The organism is Synechococcus sp. PCC 7335, from assembly GCF_000155595.1.
Classification (GTDB): domain Bacteria; phylum Cyanobacteriota; class Cyanobacteriia; order Phormidesmidales; family Phormidesmidaceae; genus Phormidesmis.
In genome coordinates, this window is the sequence record NZ_DS989905.1 from 258,085 (window position 1) to 276,684 (window position 18,600).

At 48.0% G+C, this 18,600-nt stretch carries 21 protein-coding genes; 11 read left to right on the top strand and 10 right to left on the bottom strand.

The annotated features are described in order from the left end of the window. The first annotated feature begins 105 nt into the window (after positions 1 to 105). The gene (locus S7335_RS20945; protein WP_038019348.1) at positions 106 to 423 is read left to right on the top strand and encodes a hypothetical protein; all 318 of its coding nucleotides are present in this window, start codon (positions 106 to 108) and stop codon (positions 421 to 423) included. On the opposite strand, the gene S7335_RS29270 is transcribed toward S7335_RS20945, so the two are convergent. Next, positions 420 to 551: a hypothetical protein gene (locus tag S7335_RS29270; RefSeq protein WP_255346489.1), complete on the bottom strand. Its 132-nt coding sequence runs from the start codon at positions 549 to 551 to the stop codon at positions 420 to 422. The genes S7335_RS20945 and S7335_RS29270 overlap by 4 nt on opposite strands. Before the next feature lie 342 nt (positions 552 to 893). Here S7335_RS29270 and S7335_RS20955 point away from each other — a divergent pair, with 342 nt between their 5' ends. After that, complete coding sequence (locus S7335_RS20955; RefSeq protein WP_227500079.1) at positions 894 to 1,643, top strand: IS6 family transposase; 750 nt, start codon at positions 894 to 896, stop codon at positions 1,641 to 1,643. 73 nt (positions 1,644 to 1,716) lie between these two features. Here the strand turns inward: S7335_RS20955 and S7335_RS29565 are convergent, their stop codons facing one another. Further along, positions 1,717 to 1,944, bottom strand: coding sequence for a tetratricopeptide repeat protein (locus tag S7335_RS29565; protein WP_006458232.1), 228 nt, complete (start codon positions 1,942 to 1,944; stop codon positions 1,717 to 1,719). A 41-nt stretch (positions 1,945 to 1,985) separates the two neighbouring features. After that, a complete protein-coding gene (locus S7335_RS20965) occupies positions 1,986 to 2,735 on the bottom strand; it encodes an IS6 family transposase (protein WP_006457764.1) in 750 nt (249 codons plus the stop codon). 12 nt (positions 2,736 to 2,747) lie between these two features. Here S7335_RS20965 and S7335_RS28050 point away from each other — a divergent pair, with 12 nt between their 5' ends. Beyond that, positions 2,748 to 3,230, top strand: coding sequence for a hypothetical protein (locus tag S7335_RS28050; protein ID WP_198011488.1), 483 nt, complete (start codon positions 2,748 to 2,750; stop codon positions 3,228 to 3,230). Between the two features lie 653 nt (positions 3,231 to 3,883). Then, entirely contained in the window at positions 3,884 to 4,537 is a 654-nt protein-coding gene (locus S7335_RS20970; RefSeq protein ID WP_038019350.1) for a WD40 repeat domain-containing protein, read from the top strand. Here S7335_RS20970 and S7335_RS29570 read toward each other — a convergent pair. Beyond that, positions 4,473 to 4,721 (bottom strand): Asr1405/Asl0597 family protein, encoded by a 249-nt coding sequence (locus S7335_RS29570; RefSeq protein WP_071777035.1) that lies wholly within the window; start codon positions 4,719 to 4,721, stop codon positions 4,473 to 4,475. The two genes, S7335_RS20970 and S7335_RS29570, sit on opposite strands and share 65 nt — an antisense overlap. Positions 4,722 to 5,531: 810 nt before the next feature. Between S7335_RS29570 and S7335_RS20975 the strand changes: the two genes are divergently transcribed. From S7335_RS20975 to S7335_RS29275, 5 genes are all read left to right on the top strand, one after another. Further along, positions 5,532 to 6,650 (top strand): chlorophyll a/b binding light-harvesting protein, encoded by a 1,119-nt coding sequence (locus tag S7335_RS20975; protein WP_006458083.1) that lies wholly within the window; start codon positions 5,532 to 5,534, stop codon positions 6,648 to 6,650. 165 nt (positions 6,651 to 6,815) lie between these two features. Continuing rightward, complete coding sequence (locus S7335_RS20980) at positions 6,816 to 7,043, top strand: hypothetical protein (protein WP_006458202.1); 228 nt, start codon at positions 6,816 to 6,818, stop codon at positions 7,041 to 7,043. 415 nt (positions 7,044 to 7,458) lie between these two features. Further along, entirely contained in the window at positions 7,459 to 7,866 is a 408-nt protein-coding gene (locus tag S7335_RS20985) for a hypothetical protein (RefSeq protein WP_038019351.1), read from the top strand. A gap of 141 nt (positions 7,867 to 8,007) precedes the next feature. Continuing rightward, positions 8,008 to 8,850, top strand: coding sequence for a metal ABC transporter permease (locus S7335_RS20990; protein WP_038019354.1), 843 nt, complete (start codon positions 8,008 to 8,010; stop codon positions 8,848 to 8,850). Between the two features lie 359 nt (positions 8,851 to 9,209). Beyond that, positions 9,210 to 9,344, top strand: a complete 135-nt coding sequence (locus tag S7335_RS29275) for a hypothetical protein (RefSeq protein ID WP_255346490.1) — start codon at positions 9,210 to 9,212, stop codon at positions 9,342 to 9,344. 62 nt (positions 9,345 to 9,406) lie between these two features. Here S7335_RS29275 and S7335_RS28055 read toward each other — a convergent pair whose 3' ends face one another. Continuing rightward, positions 9,407 to 9,727, bottom strand: a complete 321-nt coding sequence (locus S7335_RS28055; protein WP_006458391.1) for an FAD/NAD(P)-binding protein — start codon at positions 9,725 to 9,727, stop codon at positions 9,407 to 9,409. Between the two features lie 195 nt (positions 9,728 to 9,922). Between S7335_RS28055 and S7335_RS21005 the strand changes: the two genes are divergently transcribed. Continuing rightward, on the top strand, positions 9,923 to 11,011 hold the full coding sequence (locus S7335_RS21005) for an MBL fold metallo-hydrolase (RefSeq protein WP_006458156.1): 1,089 nt from the start codon (positions 9,923 to 9,925) through the stop codon (positions 11,009 to 11,011). A gap of 665 nt (positions 11,012 to 11,676) precedes the next feature. Here the strand turns inward: S7335_RS21005 and S7335_RS26340 are convergent. Then, positions 11,677 to 14,193 (bottom strand): spondin domain-containing protein, encoded by a 2,517-nt coding sequence (locus S7335_RS26340; RefSeq protein WP_006457951.1) that lies wholly within the window; start codon positions 14,191 to 14,193, stop codon positions 11,677 to 11,679. A 611-nt stretch (positions 14,194 to 14,804) separates the two neighbouring features. Further along, positions 14,805 to 14,927, bottom strand: a complete 123-nt coding sequence (locus S7335_RS29280) for a hypothetical protein (RefSeq protein WP_006458370.1) — start codon at positions 14,925 to 14,927, stop codon at positions 14,805 to 14,807. Between the two features lie 124 nt (positions 14,928 to 15,051). On the opposite strand from S7335_RS29280, the gene S7335_RS21015 reads away from it, so the two are divergent. Continuing rightward, complete coding sequence (locus S7335_RS21015) at positions 15,052 to 15,693, top strand: glutathione S-transferase family protein (RefSeq protein ID WP_006458403.1); 642 nt, start codon at positions 15,052 to 15,054, stop codon at positions 15,691 to 15,693. 266 nt (positions 15,694 to 15,959) lie between these two features. Here S7335_RS21015 and S7335_RS21020 read toward each other — a convergent pair whose 3' ends face one another. The 3 genes from S7335_RS21020 to S7335_RS21030 form a co-directional block, all read right to left on the bottom strand. After that, the gene (locus S7335_RS21020; RefSeq protein WP_038019699.1) at positions 15,960 to 17,054 is read right to left on the bottom strand and encodes an L-dopachrome tautomerase-related protein; all 1,095 of its coding nucleotides are present in this window, start codon (positions 17,052 to 17,054) and stop codon (positions 15,960 to 15,962) included. Between the two features lie 255 nt (positions 17,055 to 17,309). Then, positions 17,310 to 17,705, bottom strand: coding sequence for a YHS domain-containing (seleno)protein (locus tag S7335_RS21025; protein ID WP_006458255.1), 396 nt, complete (start codon positions 17,703 to 17,705; stop codon positions 17,310 to 17,312). Positions 17,706 to 17,830: 125 nt separating this feature from the next. Continuing rightward, a complete protein-coding gene (locus S7335_RS21030; RefSeq protein ID WP_006458238.1) occupies positions 17,831 to 18,349 on the bottom strand; it encodes a sterol desaturase family protein in 519 nt (172 codons plus the stop codon). Positions 18,350 to 18,600: the final 251 nt, after the last annotated feature.

An 18,600-nucleotide genomic window follows, 5' to 3' on the forward strand; every position in this document is an offset into this window, starting at 1 on the left:
CCGAGCAGAAAGACTGTTACCCCACTGTCAAATGAGACCAACGCTTCCTCCAGCCAGTACATTGTTTCCCTCGTTCACTCTAGCCGCCGCGTATTCTTTTTGCCAATGATATGGGTGGCCTCAAACGTCATCAACTGCCTTAGTCTGGCTATCGAGGAACTCGAGCCGTGTAGTCTGAACGTTCTCAACGGCTTTGGTTTGGTTGTTGAGGAACTCAAGACGAGCATCCTGAATGTTATCGACTGCCTTAGTCTGGGTATCGAGCTGCTCTATACGACGTTGTTGAAGCGAGGCAGGAATACTTTCAGCCGCGTTAGCAACTGGTGCGAAAGTGAGGGTAGCCGTGGACAGAGCGAGCAGCGGTTCGTTGATTGGTCGAGACGTTGCGAGGGCAGTGTGTATCTGTGTGGATGTGCGGCCTAAACCAGCGTTGCGACTTTCTCAGCCTTTTCTGTTTCCTGGGCAGCATTGAACCGCATAGCGTAGGCTGCAACCTCTATCAGCTCTGGCGCGATTTGCACCCCCTTAGCGTCTCGCAACCAGATCAGCACCTCTCCAAAGTGCCATATGTCTCGCTTGCCTTGGTAAGTAGGAACGGGGGCGCTAGCATCTAACAGATGTTGTCTGATGTTTTACCGAGAGCATTCGAGGATTGCCGCAATATCAGAAATACCGACTAGATTTGGCCCTGCGCCAATTAACCGCGCACCTGGAATAGCACTCTCAGCGTCTCGGATTAACTGTCAGCCCTGAGTAGCCAAAATATAGCATCGGCCAGCTGACTGCTAGGCTGGGGGCGATCAGCTCATCCTTACCAATCGCTCATGGATTGCCCACACTGCCCATCGACTCGTGTCTCACCACTCCAGCGGAAAACCCATCTAGGCTATACCATGTTTCGGTGCAAGCAGTGTCGCCGGACTTTCAATGAGCGCACGGATAGCCCCTTCAATTTTATCGAAGTTCCCACCGATATTATCTTTCAGGTGTTGCTCTGCCGCGTCCGCTATAAGCTCAGCTATCGGGATGTAGCCGAGTTCTTTCTGCTGAGAGGCTTCCAATTCACCCATGAAACAGTGCGGTTTTGGGAGGAACGGTTTTTGCCTTATTTTACCGACCAAATACGGACAAAGCGAAAGGGTAAAGTCGGTAAGATCTGGTTGATTGACGAGACCTATGTTCGAGTAAAAAGAGCGTGGTGCTATCTCTACAGGGGCATTGATGAGGATGGCAACCTGGTAGACGTCCGTCTCAGCAAAACTCGTGATATGGCTGGAACCAAAGCCTTTTTTGCCCAGGCCATCGGCCTTCACGAGGACTCACCCGAGAAGGTAGCCACCGATGGTTGGGCATCCTATCCTCGGGCAATCAAAGAAGAATTGGGCAAGGGCACTGAGCACGAGGTTCGACTCTGCACCGCCAATCCTGTAGAGCAGAGCCATCGGCGAATCAAGCACCGTTATTACCCAACCCTGGGCTTCGGCGAGTTCGATGCGGCCCAGCGGTTCTGCCGAGCGGTAGATGAAGTGGGAAACTTTTTGAGGCCGCAATCGCGCATGACAGAGTTCGTATGTCTCAGTGAGCGTAGGCAAAGATTCGTCAAAGGGATCGAGGAATTAGAAGCGTTATTCAAGGCTGCTTAGGCCAGATTGAAGAGGGGGCGATGGCGCAGCCCGCTGTAGGCGATCGCAGCAATGCCAATTTGACTATATTTGGCTACCCAGTTCTGACATTTTCACCTTGGTTATGCCAGGCGGAAGAATAGCCAGGGTCTATTTCTAGGGCTTTGTTCAGATTGTCGAGCGCCTCTTTATATCGTCCTAGTACGATTAGTAGGTGGCCTCTGTTATTCCAGGCCATAATATTATTGGAATCAATTTCTAAGGCGGTATCAAGAGAAACAAGCGCTTCTGAATTTGTCAGGACTGAGTAGCCACAATTCACCTGCTCATCAGTAGTGTGATCGCACCTACCCCTATTTCTGTTTAGGAAGCTTGGAACAGATCTTCCAATTCTTCAACTCCCTTCAGTAACTGCGCTCTGCGATCGCCAAGGCACACGAATTCTGCCATTCGGCTACGAGGCCTCAGGAAGTTGCCAACTTCATCGACTGCTCTGCAAAATCTCTGCGCAGCCTCAAACTCACCGAACCCCAGGGTTGGATAATAGCGGCGTTTGATGCGCCGATGACTTTGTTCAACTGGATTGGCTGTGCAGGGGCGGACTTCATGCTGAACTTTCTCACCTAAGTCTTCTTCAATCGCCCGTGGGTAAGATGCTAAGCCATCGGTCGCGACCTTGTCAGGAGCGTCCTCGTGCAGATCGATGGCTTGAGCAAAGAAGGCTTTGGTGCCAGCCATGTCGCGAGTTTTGCTAAGGCGAACGTCTACCAGATTGCCATCTTCATCAATGCCTCGGTAGAGGTAGCACCACTGCCCACAGACTTTCACGTAAGTCTCGTCAATCATCCATAATTTGCCGACTTTGCCCTTTCGCTTTGTTCTAATCTGCTCTGTAAAATGAGGTAGGAAACGTTCCTCCCAATCCCTTGCAGTTTCGTGGGTAAACTGAAAGCCTCTAAGCAAAAAGAACTCAGCCACATCCCGATAGCTGAGCTTATAGCGGACGCGGCAGAGCAACACCTGGAAGATAATGTCTGTTGGGACTTCCACAAAATTAAATGGCGTATCTGTGCGCTGATTGAACGTCCGGCGACAGCGTTTGCAGCGAAACATGGTATAGCCTAGATGGGTTTTGCGCTGGAGCTGCGAGATATGAGGCGAGTGGCAATGCGGACAATCCATGAGGTAGAGGTAGAGCTGATCGCACCTAGCCTATCAGCTGGCCGAATCCTTTATTTTGGCTACTCAGGGCTGACAGTATCCTCTCTCCAGCAAAGAATCGCCAGCTGTCCATTCTCTGTCGCATCTTTTCTCTATAGTCAGGAGCGGTGTGCTTTTGCTGGTGGTAATGGAGGTGACTACGTATCGGTTAAGGCTGAAAGAAAGCGCTGTGCTCGGCCCACTGACCGGAGTCGACCTATCTGCCGTTCCCTTATTGAGCTGATTAGTGACGATGACTCTATCGGCAGCGCTGCATCGAGACATTCAGCACTATGTCATGTTGACCGACAGCTCGCCAAAGATAATATTGCTCATCTTTTATCTGGATTAGCAACGTTAAGACGAATTATCAACTGGGAATTCGCTTTGAGCTTGGGTTATCCCTAGTGGTTCATCGTTTGGTTATTTTCTCCGATTTGAAAAGTAGTCGATTAAGATTAGTACGTTGAGTATTGCTAATAAGACAAATATATAAACCAGGTATAATAGAACAATGTTCATTTTTTCTTCATCCAGCAAAACTTTGGCGTAGAGCAGCTTCTAAAGGCAGTGTCATCATCAATAGAGCATTCGTGTTACTTTTCGGTTTTTTAAGAACTAGCACGAATAGAACGGGATAGCTTTAGAACATCGAGAGATGAGGAGCCTGCGAATTGAAAGTTGGCGATCGATCAGGTTCTTGGATGTGATCGCCAAGCGTTCTATCAAGCAGTATTTCCTCGAAGGAAACGTCTCAAATTTCATTTCAGTCTCGGTGACTTGTTTGATGAGTTGGTCGGGTAGGACAGTGTTTGTGTAGAAGACTGCTATTCACCATGGTTGATAGTTCCCGGTCATACTTTTGCGTCTCCTCCTTTGAACTAACCGCTTGCTTTCACCTCTGTCAGAATGGAATTTGCCAGTTTTCGATTTCAGCAGACTTGGCGCTATATGTCTAACTCCGTTGGTGACAGCTGTACGTCAAGTTCTCCTTTGAATGTCTTCTCTTGCTGCGCTGTTTGATTAGATCTACTGATAGCTAGCTTAGATGGAAGCTCTAAATGCTGCATAAGCCCATTATCCAACTGAGCGGCTCGGATCGCACCCCATCCAAATTTAGAAAGGCGGCGTTAGTGCAGGTCTTTACCGATCGTACACTGCGAATATGGGACGCGGGAAAGTGTGCTCAGGCCTTAAAAGGCCATACTAACTGGATTTTTCGAGGCCTTTCGCCCGGATGGTACTCACCCCCTAGCGTCGCCCATAACCATGTGATTAGGGTGTGGAATGCCACAATAGGAGAGTGCCTACATGTGTGTGAAGGGCATCAGCATTTGGTTTCTTCTTTGGCGTTTAGCGCAGGCGGGGAGGCAATCGCCAGTGGTTCTCAAGACCAGACGATAAGAATTTGGAGTGCTCGTACCGGAGACTACCTAGGAGTGCTAGTTGCCAAACGCCTTTATGGAGAGAGGTATGAACTTGCGAGGTGCTACTGGGCTAACACCCGCAACGCTGACGACATTGCAAATACTAGGCGCGGTGCTGTAATCGCATCTTTTAGCTCTATGTTGGCCTTAAAGCCCTTCAAATGGCGTCACTTTCAATCAAATCTGACCTTTTGCAACTCAGCCAAGAGAGCTGCAATAAGATTCATATGGTGCATTCAGGGCCGTTTGCATCTGGTGCTTTCCAGCTTCGATAAAGCGCTGAAATAAGAGACTGCCTCGAATCTGAAGTGCGCCTGACAACGCTCCATAGCTGCAGTGCTTCAGTCGGTGTTTGAAGATTGACCTTCAGCGGTTGAAAGCCGCTACATTCACAGTCAATATCTAGTTCCTGAAGCCGGTGATATACCTGCCAACGATCTTCACAAGCAATAGTCACAGCGGATACCACCATACTAACCTCTTCATTACTCCCGCTAATCCACCTCGCCTGATCTACTCTGTCGACATAAGCTTTGCCAGCATAAGGCGCTTCAGTACTCCAAACTCAGGTAGCTCATTCATGGGAACCAGTCTCATCAAGATACTTATAGCTTTAGTTGATAATTAGTGTCAAGAACATTCATGCAAATGTTTTGAGTGCATCCTTCACTTCTCAATCAAGAAGCAGTATCAGTGGTTGATGAGGCCATCAATCTGCTACGCCTGTATTCTGAACGTGTAAAGCCTCCAAAGTACCTAGTGTCTCTGAGATTGATTCTTTCAGTTAGGCTAGGAGCTAATATTTTTAATTATTTTTAGCGACAAATCCTACTTACTGTTGACAAAGTTTCTTGAGTTAAACAGTACCTATCACGCGACATAAAACTTAATAAATCATTTGATAGCCCCTTTACACAAGGTTCTTGGCCTTAATTTTTCTCTTTGTATTGCATCACGAAGAGACATCACTATCAAGACCTATTGTCATTAATCAAGAAGTAGAATATTGTTGGATCAAGCACAGGCAATTTGCGTTGTGTAGGAGCGATCGCAGTTAACAGCGGCTGTGTGTCAAAGTAAAGGGTCTTCATAGAAACAGCTCATGTAGCTATTTCATCAAAATAAACTCCACGTAAGACCGCTTGTTAAATCAACTATCTAACAGTTCATTACCTATTACCTATTGTCTTCGTTAATGGCAATAGTAGGTTGATGAAAATGGTAGAGAGGTTGCGCGTCGCCTGACAGTTTCTGTTTGTAAAACATATGAGGCTTTGCAACTATGCAAGCGTATGGAAAACCAACTGTGAAGTACGATTGGTGGGCAGGTAATGCCCGTTTCGCTAACGACTCACAGCTTTTTATCGCGGCTCATGTCGCACAGGCTGCTCTGATTGTCTTTTGGGCAGGTGCTTTCACGTTGTTTGAACTTTCTCAGTACGATCCTAGTTTGCCAATGGGCGAGCAGGGTCTAATTCTTATTCCTCACCTAGCGACACTGGGCATCGGCATTGGTAACGGTGGTGAAGTCGTCAACTCGTATCCTTACTTTGTGATTGGCTCTATACATCTAATCTCTTCCGCGGTGCTAGGAGCAGGCGCACTCTTCCACACCGTTCGCGGCAATATGGACGGTAATTTGAAAGATGCCGACGGCCCTGCACAGAACTTCGCCTTTGATTGGAATAATCCGGCTAAAGTAGGGCTTATCTTAGGCCACCATTTGTTGTTTCTAGGAGCAGGCGCGTTGTTGCTGGTAGCTAAAGCTACTCGGTGGGGCGGCTTGTATGATTCCACGATCGGAGAAGTAAGAACAATCACTGATGTTACTCTAAATCCTGCGATTATCTTTAGCTACCAGTTTAACTTCGCTAATATTACCAGCCTTGAAGACCTCGTTGGTGGACATGTCTTTGTGGGTGTTTTGTTGATTGCAGGAGGCGTCTGGCATATTCTCGTTCCTCCGCTGAAGTGGGCTAAGAACGTATTGATCTTCTCCGGCGAGGCCATTCTCTCCTATTCTTTAGGTGGCATTGCTCTAGCTGGCTTTGTTGCTGCATACTTCTGTGCAGTCAACACACTTGCGTACCCACCCGAGTTTTACGGCGCACCTTTGACGATCAAACTCGGTGTTACGCCTTACTTCGCAGATACGGTGAGTTTACCAGCCGGCGCTCATACGGCTCGCTGTTGGCTGGCTAATGCCCACTTCTTCCTAGCCTTCTTCATGCTGCAAGGGCACCTATGGCATGCTCTTCGGGCAATGGGCTTCGACTTTACAAGAGTCGCGAATGCCCTCGATGCAACTTACGAACCTCCTGTTACGTCAACAGCAGTTGCTGGCTCTAAAACAGCCGCTGCCGCACAGCAAACAACAGAAGCGAAAGCGGCTGCTTCGTAGTACATTGTCATCTCGTTCTATCTTCTTAGCTTAGAACGTAATCATATATCCTCTCGAGACACACTGTTCACTGTTGTTATCAGCAGTGAACTTTTTTATTGAGGCCTGCTCACAATAACAGCGAGCAAGTAAGAGATTTCATAACGAATTTGTGGAAGCTTCCCAGTGGAAGTCGAAAGATACGGACGGCTTGAGCTGAATAATCTGCTGCTGCTAAAGAAAATGCCGTTAGAAGATATTGCCAGAGCTACAGATCGTCGCTCCATTAGCAAAACACCTGGCTCAATCTTAAAGCTGGTAATAGTAGAGATGAAAGTTCGAGTGCTAGGCGTAGATATTGCCCATTGTTCTACTTGGCTGTCAACTTTATTAGAACCCACTTTTCGAAGCTGAGACTAACGCTGGTATCTAATAAAACACTATGAAAAATCTACCGCTCGCATAGCAATCTTAGTTAGCCAAGTAGGTGCAAATTCAATCTCAGCACTCTCCGGCATAGCTAACAAAGCCGCTACGCTATTATTTCATCTAGATAGATTATGGTAATCCTCTAACGTTAACTTACATGAGCAGGAGTACCACGATCCGTTATGAATGTAGCCTGTGCTCCGCAATTCGTTTGGCTTTGCTGACACCTCGATTAAATTCCCGGCTGGAAATGCTGTGTATAAACACCTGCCTTATAATGTAGGTGCGGGTTACCGGGCAGGCAATCAAACGATCAGGTCGGCTGCTTAGGTAGAAGCGTTGGCAGCTTGTTGAAAGGCAGGCGCGAGCATAGGTGAGTTTGATATTCAGATGCTAGAAAATGAACAATAACCTTCTTCCGTATTATGAGAAATTAGCTCGGCGCAAGGTGCTAAAGCGATCGCTGCTCGGAAGAAGTCTCCTGGGCATAGAAGGGCTAAAACAGCACAATCAGGATGCGCTGTACCTGCTAGCGCTACCAGTTGATGCCGCTATTGTAATTGGAAAGCACATTCGACGGCTCCTACCCATATACGACGAGGCTTTCATTTCCAGTTCTCTATGTTTATTGGCTATGGCTCTTGTCGCTGAGTGCTGGCCAAACGTCCGCAATGAGGTACTTTTATTTAATCCACTTTATATCATTGTAGGAGTGGCCTATGTAGCTTCTGCAAGCAGGATAGTCGTTCGACTATATCGGAAAAAGGCACTTCTAACACTGAAGACAACAACGAGCAGCGCACCTTGAGCGAAGTTTTGGACTGCCGGGTTCGGCAGCGGGCTCTATGTTAACCCTTGTTTTTGGTAGGTTCACTGGGTAAAGTGCTCGCACAATCGTGGCAAGAAATGAGATGATTACGTGAGCGATTATCATCCCTTTCACGACACTATGGATTGGCTGCTAGATCCTTTGAATTACGAGTTTATGCGGCAGGCGCTGACGGCGGGTGTACTGATGGGCATTTTGTGTCCAATTATTGGTACTTATCTGATTGTGCAGCGTATGGCATTGTTGGGTGATGTGGTAGCACATGCGGTGTTGCCGGGTTTGGCGATCGCCAACTTTCTGAATTTTCCTTTGCTCATCGGCGCTTTTATTTCCGGTATGTTCGGCACCTTTGTCACCAGTTGGATTCGCGCCCAGTCCAAAGTCAAGGTCGATGCCGCCATGGCTATCACCTTCTCTAGCTTTTTCTCGCTGGGCATTGCCTTACTCACTAGCTTACGCAGCCGATTAGATCTAGAAGAACTTCTTTTTGGCGATATTCTTAGCATTGCGCCAGCAGATGTGTGGGAGATCAGTTTTGTGACACTTGCTGTATTAGTCGGCGTGAAAGTGTTCTATAAGGAGCTGTTGTTTTTTACCTTCGATCAGTTAGGTGCAGAGGCAATTGGCCTGCCGGTAGCAGCGATCAACGCTGGGTTGATGGCTGCAATTACGCTGACGATTGTGGCCAGCATCAAGGCGGTAGGCGTGATTTTGGTGGTGGCGCTGATGGTGAATCCAGCAGCGACAGCCTATTTGCTAACCAAGGAGCTGCACTGGATGATGGCGGTCGGCGCAGGGCTGGGTGTGTTTTCTTGTTTGACGGGAATGTACATCAGCTACTATCTCAACACGCCTTCTGGACCGGCGATCGCGTTGACGCTATTTGTCTGCTTTCTGTCAGCGTTGCTGTTTAGTCCTAGTCAGGGGATTTTGACCCGTAGTAGAGGGCAGTCCAAAGCTTGATTAGGAGACTTTAACGCCCGAGCTTAGTTGCATTTGAGGCAACGCCCACTTTTCAGGCAGTCAAAGTGTTCATTCGACGCATAGATCGACTCGATCAAATCCAGCAAATAGCTACCATCCATCCAAGTCTACCTGTTCATAACCTTCCTCAATAGCATTCTGCTTCTTTTGAGTGCGATCATCCGTTCACCCTCAGATATTTTCAGCAGTTCCTAGACAATCACCTATTAGAGCATTCGCTGCTCCTTACCCATGACTCGTGCGAACCAAAGACAGGCTAGATTTCGTCAGTGCTGGAACAATGCGATCGCATGCTAGCTTCGCACCAAACAAATTTCTCGCGACAGGGCCTACCTGCAATGCTGACCAAGGCCCCATCAAAAACAATTCGCAACCTGGCCAGCGCAAATGCTGATCTAGCACAGGCAACTACCAGCGATGGTAATGCTGGTAAAGACACCGCCTGCGCATGGCAGAGTCGCTCTGGCGGATAGCTGTTTACTTGCTTTGTCCAGTCCAGCACTTTCGCCTGAGCAGCACCGTCTCGACGACAACTCTACGTGCGCCCACGGTTTTCCCATCTGCTAAAGTTAGCTGAAACCCCTTCTCGTCCGCTGGCGAAGGTGCGTAAGTTGTGAGAATCACAGTCAGGGTGATGCACAGCAGGCGATCGCAGATGACGAATTTCTTGATCTGCAAATTGTCTGTGCCATTGGGTGAGCCAAGTGCCACTGGGGTCAAAAACTTGAAACCCAGGCGAGAAACCCGCGTTTAGACGCTCCCGCATTCGCTTATTCTTTTGCAGCAGATGAGTAATAAGCATCAGCGCCTGCGGTCCCCCGCCAATGACAGCAATATCGGTTTGAGACTGAGCCACACTTCTTCGTCAGCAGATGACTGGTTAGATTGAGTGAGCAGACAGGCAACGAACTTCAAAATATGATAATGATTATCGTTATTAGACTACAATTATACATCCGTCTCACCACGAAAAATTACGAAGCGTCCCTTGTTTCTTCTTGAATTTTCTCAAAGCGCGATATTCTTAAGGGGCTTAAATTGGGAGTGAAAGATGAGAGAACAGCGCCGGCTGAATGCTTTAGTCGCAGGACTCACAAGCTATATTTCTCGAAGGTGTCGGCGTTGGCAGTTGCTAGTGATAGTAGCAGGGTTGACCCTTGGCTTGGTGCTGTTGGGCAATGGTGCGCCGTTGCGGGGGAGTGATTTTGCGATTGCACAAACACCTCCAGCGGATTCAGCCGAGACAACCCCTGAGATGAGTCCGACCAATGCAGGGGTTTATCACTTCAAAGTAGGCGACTTTAACGCCATGGTAGTGAGTGACGGCACCCTCTCTTTTCCTGCCGGTTTCTTTGTTCCGAATGCTGACCCCAATGCCGTGACAGCGGTTCTCACAGAGCATTTCCTCTCTACAGAAGACATTTTTGCCCATGTCAACGCACTCTATGTTGAAACTGACGAACATACCGTACTGATTGACACTGGCGCGGGCAATAGCTTCGGTCCCACCGCTGGTCACCTGCTAGAAAATTTAGATGCCGCAGGCGTTGCCGCCGCGGATATTGATACCGTCATTTTGACCCACGCCCACCCAGACCATATTGGCGGCATTTTAGACGCCGAGGGGCAGCTGCGTTTCCCGAATGCTCAGTTTTACCTCTCCCAGGCAGAATCTGACTTCTGGACGGCAGATTCTGTAGAGCTACCCAAATCCCTGCTGGACGAAGAAACAAAAGCAGGGCTGATTGCGGCGGCAAAGGAAAATTTGAGCGTGATCGGCGATCGCACTACCTTGTTTGCTATGGGCGATGAAGTCATTCCTCATATCCAGGCTGTTAATTCTGCTGGGCATACGCCAGGGCAGGCTTCATTCTTAATCACCTCTGGTGAAGACAGCTTGCTTTCCACAGGAGACGTTTTCTTTAGCGATCCGCTCAACTTAGAGAATCCAGACTGGGAAGTTGCGTTCGATGGCGACCCCGAGCAGGGTGTAATCGCTCGTCGCGATTTGCTTGAAACAGTTACAGCCGAGCGCCGTCTGTTGTTGGTGCCCCATATGCCTTTCCCAGGGCTAGGTCATGTGAGAACTCAAGGCGATGCCTATGGTTGGGAACCGATTGTCTGGCAGTTTGCAGTTTAGCGGAGCATTCGTCCTACTCTTTTGGTTCATTTTCCTCGTCTGTAGGCTACTCAATGCTCTCAAAGCGCCGGGCTCTGGGATATGAGTTCACGGTAGAAGAATGGAGAGAGGCGACAGGATTTTCAGTAGAAGAGCTACAAGGTGAGCTTTCTGAAATTCCTGGTATTTAATTTTCTATTACAGGTTTAGTTACGTGAATTTTGGATTAAAGGAAGATAGCAACACCTACAACATTAGGAGATAATCTCGAATCAATTACCCTATCAAAAGTAGGCTGTGTCGCACTTTTAAATTCGTTAGATTTAGGTAGCTAGATAGGGTAGAAAGGGATAGAAGATCAGCTGGACGTTCGTGTCAGCCGCTCAACTATGAGGACAGTCGAGACGCTTGAACAAGCGATTACCGAGGCTTTTGAAACCGTCTTTGTCCAAGATATTCGGTATTTGTTCCCTTATCGTTACCACTGCAACTTACCTATCTGAGAACCGTTGTAGTCTACAGTTCGGCCCACCCCTTTAAAATTACAACAGAGGAGTAGGCCGAACCGGGCTAAGTATAGCAAGGTGCGGATGCATTCGTGCCTTGCTATACTTAGCCTGTTGAAACACAAGGGTTATAGCTAATGACTATGCCGTAAGCTAAGTGACCAAAGCTATAGCTACCGACTAAATTGTAATAAAGCTACTCTCAGCCAAACTAGCTGTTTGAATGCCCGAAAGCGTAGCGAGCGTCTCATCTCCAAACAGAATTGAATTTCCTCGGAGACTTAGCTGAGCAAAGCTCAAACCTGCACCCAGACCAATCAAGTCAGTGCCTAGCTGAAAGTCAACAATCGTATCTGTACCCGCACCTGCTTCAATCACAAAGGTATCAGCGCCCGAACCACCAGAGAAATCATCCCCCTGTAGTCGATCGTTCCCAGCACCGCCCGTCAGGATATCATCACCGTCGTCACCGAAGAGCAGATCGTCGCCATCATCACCGAAGAGCTGGTCGTTACCACCTTTACCGCCGATGGCATCGTTACCCGCACCGCCGCGCAATACATCGTTACCGCCAACGCCAACCTGCGGATTTCTGTTGTTGAGATCCCCTCTTAGCGTATCGTCGCCTTTACCCCCGAAGAGTACATCGTCGCCAAGTCCGCCAGCTAGCAGGTCGCTTCCCGCACCGCCTTCGATGAGGTCATCACCCAAACCGCCGTCAATGACATCGTTGCCACCTTGAGCGGCAAGCTCGTCAATCGTAATTCTTAGCAGCAGGTCCTCACCACCATTTTGAGTAAAGTCCCCAACAACCGGATCGATCATTGCCCCCGGCGCAGTTAACCCTCCTAGAATGTTCACAGGCGTACCGTCAGGATTTCGCTCAGAACCGTTGAAGCCAGGATGCGCTATAACAACACCGTTTTCAGGTGTGCCTTCATCGGGTGCTGTTTGATTAAGGAAAGCTGCACCTTCTTCCGTATTTACTTCCGTACCCGCATCGAGAACATCGTTTCCGGTGCGCTCGATTGTAATTGGCCCTAGGAAGTTACCGTCAGCATCAAAGATAGGCTCCCCCAGCGGGTTGCCAGTCGTTGCTAAGAAGGCATCATTAGACGGAATGACCATCGTTCCCCAAGTAAAGAATCGAGCAACAGAAGGATCATCTACATCTAGAACAATCTGGGCTGTTTCACCTGGATCAATCGGTCCAGGGACGCCTTGTCCACCGAAGATAGTGCCGTCGACACCGCCCACAGCAAGCTGCTCAGCAACAAACTCAGCAGAGATAGGCGCAATAGTGCCATCTTCCGCCAAACGCTCTAATCCCTGTCTAGCTGGGCCCCCACGGTCGTATAGGTCAAAAGTTCCATCGTGTACACCCAACCAAAGCGGCGTATAGAATGTGCCGCCATTGGTTTGCAAGTTTTCGACAGTAAAGACAAGCGCTGTCCCATCGCCAATCTCGTCTCCGCGCAGCACATCATCACCGTCGCCACCTAAGAGCGTATCGTCACCAGCCGCACCCGCAATTAGGTTGCTGGCATCGTCGCCGGTTAGGTGGTCGTCGTTGCTAGAACCAGAGAGATTCTCAATATTGCTTAAGCTATCGACTACGTTTGCACCACTGGCAACAACATAGTTTGCGCTTGACTGGGCCAAGTTAGCGGTCACTTCAAAACCAATATCTGAGAAGTCAGCCGTGTCATTGCCGTTCCCACCGTTGAGCGTATCGTTGCCACCGCCACCACGCAGCACATCATCACCTTCGTTGCCTTGCAGGACATCATCGCCGCCGCCACCTGCAACTAGGTCATTACCACCGCCACCATCGATAACATTAGTGCCGCGATCGCCAAATAGCTGGTCATCGTTTTCAGTACCGCTGAGATTTTCGATGCTAATCAGTGTGTCGATGACAGTAACACCAGATGCAGGAACATAGCTTGCGAGACCTTGTCCTAGCAGCGCGGTCACTGGTGCGCCAATGTCGCTGAAGTTAGCGGTGTCAATACCCTCTCCGCCGTCGTTGATGTCAGCGCCGCCACCGCCGAGCAATACGTCGTTGCCGCCGAGTCCCACTAACGTATCCCCACCGCCTAGGCCATCGAGAATATCGTTGCCTTCGGTGCCCTGCAGTTCTTCTGCCGCTGCGGTTCCAACAATAGGTGCATTCTCTCCTAAAAACTGGCCTCGAATAGCCCCTCCTCTAAAGTCGTTCGTATGAACGTTCCAATAGAGAGGAATATCTTCACCGGGCGCAGCATTTTGAATGTCATCGACAAACTGACTTAGCGCGATGCTAGCTGGATCTGTTTCATCCCAAACACCTCGAATAGTCGTAGAGCCATCAGAATTGAGGGAGAAAGTGATGTCGTCTACATCCTGACCATCAAACTGCCGATCTACTAGTCCGATATCAATCAAGCCGAAGGCAATCGGCCCATTCTCACCACGGCTTCCGCTATGGATGTGAAGTCCAATAACGTCGTCACCGGTATCTTCAGTTTGCGGCTTTCCGTCACTGAAGAAAGCACCGAAATCCAAGCCAGAAACAGTAAGTTCATAGCTCAAACTTTCACCATTACTACCTAGAATAAGGGTATCAACGCCCGCTGCGTTAGAATCGCCGGCAGCGACTTCTTGCGCACCATCTAGAACCGATGCTGATTGAGCAAAAGGATTTACAACAGACATAAATCTATTCCTATGTTTTTTATGCAGAAATACTTGAAGTTAATCAGATGCATCCGATCCCAATCTTGTTTGCAATTCGCAACTAGATTGCTGTAGCTAAGTGCGTAGTTAGAGAGATAAAAAGTCTCTTCAAAATAAAACTAAGAGAGATAAAGACGGTGTTTGATAGGCAACTTCGATGTGGTTGACCATTGCTTAGCAAACGCCCGTAGCAAAGAACTAGCTTCATTGCGTCTCTGGGCAAATGCCAAGAATAGCGCAAATGAACAACTTCTGAATATTCAACCATGCACAATCTCAGAAAGCTTATGAGTAGTTCTCTGGAGATGGTTTCAATAGATATTCAGAAGATGCATTCTTTTCTCCAAATTTTTTGAACAGAGCTTTATCCCTAAAGAAAATGAAGTGAACAAGACTCTCGGAGAACACATGTAAAAGTTCCCTTTGTCAGTTTCTATTTTCTCCATACTTAACTGAGCCATATGATGCGACCTTACGGAATACGAAGAATGAGAGTACTTGAATACACGATGAGAATATCCTGAGATTGAGGTGACAATCCAATGAGGCGCTCAGGGAACTCATTATCGGATAAAGTTCAAGCTCACCCCTTAGCAAGTGAAGGCGATCGCATAGGCTGAAACTTGTCGCCCACTGTCTATTGTGATGGCCGCCTCATGAGTCTCAACCCTTTCTATCGCCGCTAGCCTATCTCCTGAGATTCGCCAAGACACAAACGTACCAAACAGTTCGCTAACAGTTTCTAACCCTCAGCTTGAGAGTCTACGTATTCTATAGAGCACCTGATCCTATACTGATAATGATGTGTCTATTCAGTGACAACTCTCTGGCGGACCTATGCTGAAGTTTTACTATCACCCTATCTCTATCAACGCTAGACGTGTTTGGGTAGCACTCCTTGAAAAGCAGATTGCCTTTGAACCTATTCTGATAGATCTCAGTGGAGAGCAGTTTAGCGAGGAGTTCTCGGCTATCAACCCCCTCCAGCGTGTACCGGTCATAGACGATGAGGGCTTTAGAGTTATCGAATCGTTAGCTATTCTTGACTACTTAGAAGCGAAGCATCCAACACCAGCTTTGATGCCTACGGAACCAGAGGCGATCGTCATCGTCCGCATGGTTGAGATGATTACAGTAGGTGAGCTTCAGTCTGCTATGTTTCCGCTAACACGTCCTGCTGTTGGACTAGAGGTTGAAGCTCACAAGCTAGAAGCCGCGCAGCAAAGAGTAACAACGATTCTAGATTTTTTTGAAACGCTTCTCGGCAACAAACCCTACTTTGCTGGCAGTGAGTTTACACGGGCTGAAGTCGTTACCGGAACGATGGTGTCCTCTCTTCCATTAGAGGGGCATCCCAGGTTAAAGGAATGGGCAACACGACTGGCCGATAGAGAAAGCTGGCAGCAAACAGAAGCACAACCGGAAGATATCGAAGCGGCCCTCCCGTTGATCAAAGACATTCTAAAAAGGCGCTCATAGCATCATATCAGTCTGAATATGGCGAATTCTATAGCTCTTCAAATTGCTTCCGAAGATATCTTTATAGACTTCTCCAATATGTGAGTTACTGTACTCAGCGGTCATAAGACTAATCATACGCTCGTAGCTAAGTGCCTTTCCATACCATTTCCCAGCATCAACATCCTTACGGGGATACCTCCTTGGGTAAGTGCGTGAGAAGAAGTCAATATGGGACTCCTAGTTAAAGTTGTTCCTGTTCAATCCAAGGCTATTGAAAGCTTTTTTTATCTCAATCTCACAGGTTCGGCGTCCGTTCTTACTCGATACAAAGCATAGGGCTTCTGCCTCATATCTTCTCCGTAGTTAAACCCTGGCTGACGATGAAGTTGGTTTGAAATGAAGTAAAGGTAGCCATTGCTGGCAAGTGACAATGTATCTGGCCAGAGTGCAGATGGGTTGTGTACCAGAGTCTCTAAAGATCCATCAGGTTGCCGGAGCATAATGCTGTTGTCTTCATAGTTAGTCAGATAGAGCTGATCTGCTGTATTAGCCTCTAAGCCGTCAGAGGCAAACCCTAAGTCTCCGTGGTCTTCTATAGTTGCAATGATGTCCTCATCGGTTGCTGCTGGGTCGGATAGCAAATTTGCGTCAATGCTATATAAATGCCGTCCTGAGAGCACTCGATAGAAGAGCCGACTGCCGTCAGCGCTAATCGCTATTCCATCTGCACCAATTGTCATATGGCTAGTTTCACCAGCAGCTGACCTATTCAAGAGAGCCTCACTCTCCACAATAGGCGTAAAATTTGGCTCTGGTAGCGTAGAGCTGTGCTGATGAAGCCGCCGCCAGCTGTTCCCAGAAGCTAAATCTACAACAATTAGGCCATTATCCCCGACAGTAGAGGAATCAGTAATATACGCAATGCCTGACTCACCTCGCTGTAAGTCAAATCGCACGTCGTTTAAGTAGCTAGTCGGCATCGCTACATCCGTTGGCAGCAGAATCGTTTTGACGACTTCATTGGTGGCTAGGTCAATCGCCACTAACTTAGGGCCGTTCTCCGGCGGCTCTCCAAACTCTATTCGCGCAGCGTCCAACGCCCATAGCCAGTTATTAGGTGCTACTACGACACTCTGTACTGATACCAGGCTTTCAGCAGCAGCGCCCTCTGGTTCATTGATCTCACTACTCGGATATGCGATCGCTTCACCGTCAACAACCTCACCCACAGTAAAGGGGACCTCATCACCCCATCGTGGAAAGGTAACGAAAATTCGTCCGTTATCTGAAACCGTCACGCCAGCAGGCATAGGACCACTAAAAGTCGCTACCGTCTCTAGTTCTCCCGCTAGATGCTCTGTCGCGATTGGACTAATCATTAGGTTATCAGTGGTTTCTGCTTTTGAGGGATGAACCCAGATAGTTGGTAGAGATATAGCAGACAGAAAGGCTAAAGTCGTTGCTAAAATAGAGAAATGAGGTCTCATAAAACTAGGCCAAGGGCAGGAGCAAAGGTGCGTAATTTACATTCGAAGTGAACTCGGTTTCTTACATCATCGCGTGCGGTAGAATCTTGTTAAGTTAACAGTGTTGCCCTACCACAGTCAATCTAGAAAGGCACTGCTACGGTGTTTTTAAATTTCTCTTAGCTCTCCGTTCGCCCACTGCTGTTCAGCTTTCTCTATGAAGGCGGTTTCGTCTGCGTCCCATGCTAGCTTGGCGTTAGTCCCATTGTTGTTGTAGAAGAGATACAGTTTATTATTGGTTATTGTGTAAGTCTCTGGGTTAATAGGGACAAGCTTACCTTCAGCGATCGCCTTCGCACAGAAGCCACCATATTGAGGACTATAGCGTTCAGGATCTTGCACAAACATAGCCTTGTTATCATCGCTTGAAAAATGATAGATCGCGCCCTTGTGAGTTACGCTCCTACTTGACTCTCCAGCTGTAGGATTACCTAAAAAGTAAGAGACGGGATCATAGCCCTGGATAGCGATATTTTGTTTAGTAAGATTCACTGGATGGTTCATGATGGATCTCTTCTTGATAGAAAGCCATGATAGAAAAACGCGGCCAGTGAAACCTTAAAGGAGCCTAAATTTATCGCTTGTTTGTGAAGCTTTCAAATCACCGTTGAGTTGTTGTTACGGTAAATCTACCACCAGCGAACTTGCAAGAACCCTTTATTAGATTTGTCTTTACCTATAGTAGATGACCATTCCACTGGTTTATAAGTAGCGAAGATGCGATCCCACCAGTCAACGGCTATGCCAAAGTTGTGATGCCACTGATCGTACTGATGATGCACATAGTGAACAGGCATTATCATCCAAGCGCACTTTGCAGGGTTGTCGTGCTGTAGCTGATGGGAATAGGCAGCAAAGGCAGCGTAGAAGAGCGCACCAAGTGCATGACTCAGACCAACCATACCTAATCCAATCTTCCACAACAGCAGGCAAATAAGTCCTACAAAAGGTAGTCCTGGCAGAACATAGTCTCGGAATTCACCCAATACGCCCTGTCCTGTGTTCAGCTGATGATGCTCAATATGAGAGGGACATAGGTGAGGCATCGTATGCATCAGGCGATGTGCCCAATATTCAGCCAAGCTAGCTAGGATGAACGCTAGGAGAAAAGATCCGGTTACCAGGGTAAGAAGAATAGTATTGCTCATAGTCGATCAGACGAAACTCAAGGGATAGTCGCAGCTTTCGGCAATGGGTTAAACCAGCAGGGTGGCAACACCGAGGCTTACAGTTATAAATTGAGAGACTGCAGCTAGACTACCTCACTTTTTGGATGATGTTCTGAACTTTCTTACTTTTGTTAAACTTCTACCGGAGACGAAGCTGAGTTGCTTGAATCCAACCAAAGCACAGCTGCATCCAAATAACTGGGTCGATTTATCGTTACGCCATGAAGAAG